The 6,000-nt window shown below is 68.4% G+C and carries 5 protein-coding genes, 1 tRNA gene and 1 pseudogene; 5 read left to right on the plus strand and 2 right to left on the minus strand.

What is annotated here, in order from left to right; translation table 11 throughout:
- The first annotated feature begins 42 nt into the window (after positions 1-42).
- The gene (locus tag VHB92_RS10450; RefSeq protein ID WP_325453690.1) at positions 43-951 is read left to right on the plus strand and encodes a cation diffusion facilitator family transporter; all 909 of its coding nucleotides are present in this window, start codon (positions 43-45) and stop codon (positions 949-951) included.
- Between the two features lie 298 nt (positions 952-1,249).
- On the opposite strand, the pseudogene VHB92_RS10455 reads toward VHB92_RS10450, so the two are convergent.
- A pseudogene (locus VHB92_RS10455) lies at positions 1,250-1,927 on the minus strand (DedA family protein); the annotation flags it as partial.
- A gap of 256 nt (positions 1,928-2,183) precedes the next feature.
- Positions 2,184-2,265, minus strand: a tRNA-Leu gene (locus VHB92_RS10460).
- A gap of 152 nt (positions 2,266-2,417) precedes the next feature.
- On the opposite strand from VHB92_RS10460, the gene VHB92_RS10465 reads away from it, so the two are divergent.
- From VHB92_RS10465 to VHB92_RS10480, 4 genes are all read left to right on the plus strand, one after another.
- On the plus strand, positions 2,418-3,641 hold the full coding sequence (locus VHB92_RS10465; RefSeq protein ID WP_325453691.1) for a CpaF family protein: 1,224 nt from the start codon (positions 2,418-2,420) through the stop codon (positions 3,639-3,641).
- Positions 3,638-4,498, plus strand: coding sequence for a type II secretion system F family protein (locus tag VHB92_RS10470; protein ID WP_325453692.1), 861 nt, complete (start codon positions 3,638-3,640; stop codon positions 4,496-4,498). Before VHB92_RS10465 ends, VHB92_RS10470 begins: the two co-directional genes overlap by 4 nt.
- Positions 4,486-5,433 carry a type II secretion system F family protein gene (locus VHB92_RS10475; protein ID WP_325453693.1) on the plus strand — a complete coding sequence of 316 codons (948 nt, stop codon included), beginning with the start codon at positions 4,486-4,488 and terminating at the stop codon, positions 5,431-5,433. Before VHB92_RS10470 ends, VHB92_RS10475 begins: the two co-directional genes overlap by 13 nt.
- A gap of 299 nt (positions 5,434-5,732) precedes the next feature.
- On the plus strand, positions 5,733-6,000 hold a 268-nt coding region (locus VHB92_RS10480; RefSeq protein ID WP_325453694.1), incomplete at its 3' end, for a recombinase family protein.

The raw sequence follows: 6,000 nt of genomic DNA on the forward strand, positions 1-6,000 counted from the left end.
ACATGGTGCATCCCGGGTGCCGCGATCTACCGTTGAGGAGACATGTCACAGTCCCACGATCACGGCGCGCACGGCTCGAGCAGGCAACGCCTCCTCGTCGTGATCGCGATCGTGCTCGCGGTGTTCCTGCTCGAGATCGTCGGAGCGGCGCTGAGCGGATCCCTGGCGCTGTTCGCGGATGCCGGCCACCTCGTGAGCGACCTCGTCGGCCTCGTCGTCGCGCTCGTCGCCGCCACCGTCGCTGCGCGTCCCGCCACCGATCGCCAGACGTTCGGCTTCCGTCGCGTCGAGGTGTTCGGTGCGCTCGTGAATGCGCTCATCCTGATCGGCGTCGCGGTGAGCGTCGCCATCGGTGCGGCCCTCCGTCTCGGCGGGCATCCGGAGGTGCAGGGCGGCTGGATGCTCGCCATCGCGATCACCGGTCTCGTCGGCAACGTCGCCGGTCTCCTGGTGCTGCGCGGCGGTGCGAAGGCATCCATCAACATGCGAGGCGCGTACCTCGAGGTGCTCGGCGACACGATCGGATCGCTGGCCACGATCGTCGCGGCTATCGTGATCGTGACGACCGGCATGGAGTGGGCCGACTCCGTCGGGTCTCTGATCATCGCCGTGCTCATCGTGCCGCGTGCGCTGTCGCTGTTGCGCGAGGTGGTGCGCGTGCTGAGCGAGTCTGCGCCGGCATCCACGGATGTGGCGGAGATCCGCAAGCACATCCTCGGTACCACCGGTGTCGTGGACGTGCATGACGTACACGTGTGGGCGATCACATCCGGCGCTCCGGTCTTCTCGGCGCACGTCGTCGTCTCGCCCAAGGTGTTCGCACAAGGACGGGCCGGCGCTCTCCTTGACGAGCTCGACGGATGCCTGAGCGCGCACTTCGACGTGGCGCACTCCACGTTCCAGCTGGAGCCCGCGGAGCACGCCGCGCACGAGGGCGACACGCACCGCTGACCGGGATGGTGTGCACCGGCGGGCTGCGCGAGCCCGCCGTCGGCGCTGGGATCTGTCGGCGCGGGGATCAGTCGGCGCTGGTCGCGCTGTGCTTGGGGCTTCGGAACGTCTCCGGCTCAGCGGTGAGCGGGCGCTCGGCGCTGGACATACCGCCGTTCGATGCGCCGGTGCTTGCTGCTCCGGTGCTCGATGCGGCCGTGTTCGCTCCCGAGTGCGGAACCGCCGCGCTCGACGTCTCGGCGCGGTGCGCGGCCGAGTCGTGGGCATCCTCGTTCTTCGCGTCGCCCGTCGCGTCCGTGTCGCGAGCATCGGCTGCTTCGGCCTTCGCCAGCTTGCGCGACTTGCGCAGGCCGAGCAGGTAGTGCACGAGCGCGGGGACCACGGTCACCAGCACCGCGAGGATCAGGATGAGGTCGATGTATTTCTCGACGAAGTGCGCGACCGGCGGGATGAAGCCGAGCAGCCATCCGAAGAACGTGAGACCTGCGCCCCAGAGGAAGGCGCCGATCGCGTTGTACGCCGTGTAGCGGCGGTAGCTCATGTGGCCGACCCCGGCGGCCACCGGAGCGAACGTGCGCACGACGGGGACGAACCGGGCGATGATGACGGCCAGGGCTCCGAACCGCTCGAAGAAGCTGTTCGTGCGTTTGACGTTCTCGATGCTGAAGAGGCCTGTCTCCTTGCGCTCGAAGATGGCGGGGCCGGCCTTGTGGCCGATGAAGTAGCCGGCCTCGCCGCCGAGGAATGCAGCCAACGCGATGAGCAGGCACACCCACCAGATCTGCAGCCCGAAGACCATGTTCGTGAACGTCAGGATGCCGCTGATCACCAGCAGCGTGTCGCCCGGCAGCACGAACCCGACGAGCAGGCCGGTCTCGGCGAAGATGATGCCGCACACCACGAGCAGAGACCAAGGGCCCACCGAGTGGATGATCACATTCGGGTCGAGCCACGGGATGAGTGCGGTGTGGAACACGGATCTCCTGTCGTCGGCGCCCGCCGTACGCGGCAACCGGTGTCGTCGGCGATAGCTGAGGGATGTGACGGTGAGCAGTGCGTCGATGAGGTGTTTGCAGTGAGTCTAGCGAGCGCCTGTGCGCCGAACCCGGGTGTTAACCCTACGATCGGCGGCGCCTCACCCCCGAATGGGCGCACTGGAACGCCCGTCTGTTCGAGACTGCGCGCTGACTTCTAAGAAGCGCTCAAGGGGCCGAACAGGGCGGCAGTGACGGTGCGGGAGAGGGGACTTGAACCCCCACGCTCGAAAGCACAGGAACCTAAATCCTGCGTGTCTGCCAATTTCACCACTCCCGCGAGGGCGCCCATCAGCATAGTCGGCCGCGAAACCGGAGCCGGCGGACGGCGCCGGCGCGGTTCGGCGCCGCGGTCGCGGGCATCCGGAGCATCCGAGCCGTCGATGTGGATAACTTCGGCGGACGCGGTCAGGGAGCTTGCATCATGACGGCATGACCGATCCCGTGCGCCTCATCGCCGACCGTGTGCGGGACAGGGTGCGCAGGGACGGGGTTGACCTCGCGTCGGACTCTCCGCGCGCTGCGGCCTACGCGCGAGACGAGGTGCGCCGGTATGCCGAGCACGCCCTCGGCGGCACCCTGCCGCTCGTGGCGGACGAGGTGCGGACCGAGAGGGAGGTGCTCGCCTCGCTGACGGGCTTCGGCCCCCTGCAGCCCTACCTCGACGACCCGGACGTCGAGGAGATCTGGATCAACGCTCCCGATCGCGTCTTCGTCGCACGAGACGGCCGGCCCGAGCAGCTCGATCTCGTGCTCGGTCACGCGCAGGTGCGCGATCTGGTCGAGCGCATGCTGCAGGCATCCGGGCGCCGTGTCGACGTCTCGTCGCCGTTCGTGGATGCCTCCCTGCCCGACGGCTCTCGACTTCACGTCGTGATTCCCGATGTCACGCGCATGCACTGGGCCGTGAACGTGCGCAAATTCTCCCGGCGCATCCGCGATCTGGGTCGTCTCGTCGCCGTCGGTTCGCTGACCAGGCAGGCGGCGGAGTTCTTGCGGATGTGCGTGCTCGCCAACCAGAACATCTTGATCGCCGGAGCAACGCAGAGCGGAAAGACGACGCTGCTCGGCGCCTTGCTGGCGTCGGCGCGACCGAGTGAGCGGATCGTCACCGTGGAGGAGACGTTCGAACTGGACCTCGCCGCCCCCGACGTCGTGGCCATGCAGTGCCGTCAGCCCAGCCTGGAGGGAAGCGGCGAGATCACGCTGCGACGCCTGATCAAGGAGGCGCTGCGGATGCGGCCGGACCGCTTGATCGTGGGCGAGGTGCGCGAGGCCGAGAGCCTCGACCTGCTTCTCGCGCTCAATTCCGGGCTGCCGGGAGCGTGTTCCATCCATGCGAACAGTGCGCGCGAGGCACTGGCCAAGCTCTGCACGCTGCCTCTTCTTGCCGGTCGCAACATCGACGCGGGCTTCGTCGTGCCGACCGTGGCCTCCTGTGTCGACATTGTCGTGTTCTGCAAGCTCGAGCGCGACGGCGGGCGACGGGTGACAGAGATCCTGGCGCCGACGGGTGGCGTGAGCGGCGGAGTCATCGAGGCGAGCTCCGTCTTCGGGCTCCGAGACGGCGAGCTTGCCGTCACCGGTGGATATCCGACCAAGCGAGCCAAATTCGAGGCGGCCGGACTCGACCCGGCCACGGTGCTGGCGCGATGACAGCCGGAATCGCGCTCGGCGCGACGCTGGGCGCCGGCCTTCTGTTGGCGGCATCGCCTTTCCTCTGGCCGGGACGGACGCGACAGCGGCGACCTCGTTCCGACGGCTTGCGCCGCAAACTCGCCCTTGCCGGGATGCCCGGACTCGCCCCTGCCGCGTTCATCATCGTCAGCGCCCTCATCGCACTCGTCTTCTTCGCGGTCGCCCACGCGCTGTTCGGCGTCTTAGCGCTGTCGGCAGGGTTGGCTGCGGTAGGCGGATGGCTCCCCTGGAGCGTGGTGTCGTGGCGCGCGGCCACGCGTGCGCGCGCCAACCGCACCATGTGGCCCGACGTTGTCGAGCAGTTGGTCTCCGCGGTCCGCTCCGGTCTTGCGCTTCCGGACGGTGTTGCCGCGCTCGCTCGAACGGCGCCGGAATCGACGAAAGCAGCGTTCGCCGCCTTCGAACGGGACTACCGGTCGAGCGGCCTGTTCGCTCCGGCTGCCGACCGTCTCAAGGCGACGCTGTCGGATCCGGTGGCCGACCGCATCATCGAGACCCTGAAGATGGCACGCGAAGTGGGCGGCGGCGAGCTCGTCGCCGTGCTCAAAGCGCTCGCCGCGTCCCTGCGCGATGACGCTGCCGTGCGCGCCGAGATCGAGGCACGGCAATCGTGGACGGTCGGAGCCGCCCGGCTCGGCGTGGCGGCACCATGGCTCGTGCTGGCCCTCCTCGCGACGCGGCCGGAGGCATCCGTGGCGTACAACACCCCGATGGGCGCCGTCGTGATCGCCGTCGGACTCGTCGTGTCCCTCCTGGCCTACCGGGTCATGCTCGCGATCGGCAGGCTCCCCGAGGAGCGCAGATGGTTTCGATGAGCGGCCAGCTGGCGTGGGGCGTGGTCTGCGGCATGGCCCTCGGGCTCGGGCTGTGGTCGCTCGTCGCGCTCCTGCCGCGGATGCGTCGCGCCCGTCTGGCCGACCGAGTCGCGCCGTATCTCGCCGACGTCTCCGAGGCGGCGCGTGCACACGCCGAACGGCGCACCGTGCATCCGCTGCCCGTCATCGGGTCGGTGCTCGCGCCGGTCGTCGAAGCGATTCGCGTCGGCGCCTCGAGGATGCTCGGCGGTAGCGATGCGGTCGCCGCGCGGCTTCGGCAGAGCGCCAGCGCGCTCACCGTCGAGGAGTTCCGGCTACGGCAGGTGGCCTGGTCGCTCTGCGCGCTCGTGAGCGGAGCCGTGCTGGCGGGGATAGGTGCGGCCGTCGGCGCGTTGCCGCCCGCGCTCCTGGTCGCGGTGCCGCTCATCTTCGCGGTCGCGGGATTCCTGTTGCCGGATCGCTTGCTGTCGCGCAGGGTCGCTCGCCGCTTGTCGCGCATGGCGGAGGAGTTCCCCACCGTGCTGGAACTTCTCACGCTGTCGCTGAGCGCTGGAGAGGGCATCCTCGACGCCATGCGTCGCGTCGCCCGAACCGGGTCGGGCGAACTGGCCCGTGAGCTGGGGCGCGTGGTCGCTGAGACCGGAATGGGTGTGCCATTTGCGACCGCGCTCGTGCAGGCGAGCAAGGACATCCGCATGCCCGCGTTCACGCGCTGCGTCGACTCGGTCGTGACCGCGTTGGAGCGCGGCACGCCCGTCGTGGAGGTGCTCCGGGCACAAGCGACGGATGCACGGGAGTCGGCGAAACGCAGCCTGCTCGAGCAAGCGGGCAAGAAGGAGATCGGCATGCTCGTGCCGCTCGTGTTCCTCATCCTTCCGGTCACCGTGCTGTTCGCCGTCTTTCCGGGCATCGTCGTCTTGGAGAGCGGCTTCTGATGGGGATCGATGTGCCGGGGTCGGGCGCCTGCGGAAGGCCAGGTCGTGAGCGGTAAGCGGATTCGGTGCTGCCGGTACGGGAGAGCACGAAACGGACACGACGCTGCCGCAACGGGAGAGAAGGGACGACGGAGATGATGCGAACTCGAGCGACGACAGCGTCGCGACAAACAGGAGCACGCCCACACGTGCTCGCGGACGATGAGCGAGGGGACGTGCCAGGGTGGGTGCTCATCACCCTCATGACGGCCGGCCTCCCTCTTATATCGTTCTGGGGGTATTCCAACTAAACTGAGGGCATGAGCAAAACCGCAGGAAAACCCCTGATGCCGCCCGATTCCGCTGTCATCTACGCGAGGATCAGCCTCGATCGAACGGGGGAGGGTGCTGGAGTCGAACGGCAGCTGAATGAGTGCCGCGCACTCGCCAAGAAGCTCGGCCTGAAGGTTGTCAAGGTGCTGACCGACAACGACATCTCGGCCACGAGCGGCAAGGTCCGTCCGGCGTTCGAGGAACTGCTCGCTATGCGCCCCGCCGCCGTTATCGCCTGGCACCAGGACCGATTGC

This window comes from Humibacter sp., assembly GCF_035547335.1.
GTDB lineage: Bacteria > Actinomycetota > Actinomycetes > Actinomycetales > Microbacteriaceae > Humibacter.